2 protein-coding genes are annotated in these 1972 nt (G+C 62.7%); one reads left to right on the top strand and one right to left on the bottom strand.

Going from position 1 to position 1972, the window contains the following annotated elements:
* Positions 1-95 precede the first annotated feature (95 nt).
* The gene (locus tag WBB95_RS06795; protein ID WP_424486867.1) at positions 96-773 is read right to left on the bottom strand and encodes an ABC transporter ATP-binding protein; all 678 of its coding nucleotides are present in this window, start codon (positions 771-773) and stop codon (positions 96-98) included.
* 130 nt (positions 774-903) lie between these two features.
* Here WBB95_RS06795 and WBB95_RS06790 point away from each other — a divergent pair.
* On the top strand, positions 904-1972 hold a 1069-nt coding region (locus tag WBB95_RS06790), incomplete at its 3' end, for an aldo/keto reductase (RefSeq protein WP_424486866.1).

Here is a 1972-nt window from a genome sequence, read left to right as displayed (position 1 = left end):
GCCCAGGCCCAGGCGCAGCAACAATGACAGCGCGCCGTTGATCAGGATCAGCGAGGCGGCGATGCCCATGTCCAGCGCGGTAAGGTTTTGGTAATTCATGGCTGGGCCGCTCCGTCCAACACCCCGGCACTCATCTGCAGGTGCACCGAGCTCATGCGCCGAGCCTGTTCAAGGTCGTGCGACACCCAGATATAAGCACGGGATTGATCACCGGCGAACCAGGCCTCGATCAGCGCTTCAACGTCGCGGGAGGACGTGGGATCGAGGGCGGCGGTGGGCTCGTCGAGCAACAGCACTTCGGGGTTCAGTTGCAAGGTGCGAATCAGCGAAACCACCTGGGATTCGCCGCCGGACAGATCACCGGCGTTTTTGCCGAGGAAGTCCGGAGTTTTACCGGCGTGCCCCAGCAGCGCGGTGACGGCGGCCAGATCGAAGCTGCGCGCGCGCAGCGTCTTGAGGCTGAACGGAAAACGCAGGTTGTCTTCCACCGTGCCTTCGATCAGTGCCGGGCGCTGGGACAGGTAACTGATGTGGCTGCGGTAGTGCGGAATCTGCGCATTAACAATCGGTTGGCCGTTCCACAAAATCTGCCCGCAAGTGGGCGCATCGAGCAATGCCAGCGCCCGCAGGAACACGCTCTTGCCGGAGCCTGAGGCGCCGGTGATAGACACGCGGTCGGCGCGGTTCAAGGTGAAGTCCGTCGGCTGCAGCAGCGGCACCTGGCGCCGTTCATCCATGCGCGTGAGGGCGCGGGTTTCTATCAGTGCGTTCATGGACGCGATGTTCCTATTGATCCTGTGAGCGCAATGGTGCGGCAGGTGCACGAAGATTTCATGAAAAAATTCAAACTATCGCCACTCACGTCGTTCACACCTTCACGTGCCACGTAAAACAGGAGGCGACATGCACTACCGACAACTGGGCCATTCGGGCCTGCTGGTATCCGAAATCATCCTGGGCACCGTGCCCTTCGGCGGTCGCGCCGAGTTCGAAAAATGCGGCGCGGTGGACGTGCCCCTGGCCAAGCGCATGTTCGACATCGCGTTCGACGCCGGGGTGAATATGGTCGACACCGCCGACCTCTACTCCCACGGCCTCGCCGAAGAAGTAGTGGGCAAAGCCCTGGGCAACAAACGTCACGACATCCTGCTGGCCACCAAGGGCCGCAGCCCCGTGGACAAGAACCCGAACAACTCCGGCTCGTCGCGCTACCACCTGATCCGCGCCTGCGAAGCCAGCCTGAAGCGCCTGGGCACCGACCACATCGACCTCTACCAACTGCACAATTGGGATGGCATGACGCCGATCGAGGAAACCCTTGAAGCCCTGCGGCTGTTAGTCGGCTCGGGCAAAATCCGCTACTTTGGCACCAGTAACTTCACCGCCTGGCAGATGATGAAAACCCTCGGCAAAGCCGAGCTGCACGGCATGCTCAAACCCATCACCCAGCAGATTTACTACACGCCGGAATCGCGCGAAGCCGAGTACGAGCTGCTGCCGCTGGCGCTGGACCAATCCATCGGCACCCTGGTGTGGGGCCCGATGGGCGAAGGCCTGCTGACCGGTTCGACCCGGCGCGGGCACAAACCGCCGGCCAACACCCGTCAGGGCAGTGGCTGGCCGGAACCCTACGTGCACGACCAGGAACGCGCACTGGACATCATCGAGACCCTCGCCGCCGTCGGCGATGAACATGGCGTGTCGGTCGCGCGTACGTGCCTGGCCTGGCTCAAGGACCGCCCGGGGATCACGTCGCTGATCGTCGGCGCGCGCACCGAAGAGCACCTGCGCGATAACCTTGCCGCCACTGAACTGAAACTTACCGAAGCGCAGTCTGCACGCATCGAGGCCGTCACCCGTCGTCAGCCGCTGTACCCGTACTGGCATCGTTTCACCGCCGGGATCGACCGTTTTGACCCGGCGGAGCAGCCATTCCTCGCCGAGCATCAAAAAACCATGGATGCGCGCAAGG

Source organism: Pseudomonas sp., from assembly GCF_049645325.1.
Taxonomy (GTDB): domain Bacteria; phylum Pseudomonadota; class Gammaproteobacteria; order Pseudomonadales; family Pseudomonadaceae; genus Aquipseudomonas.
This window is presented reverse-complemented; position numbering and strand designations above follow the sequence as displayed.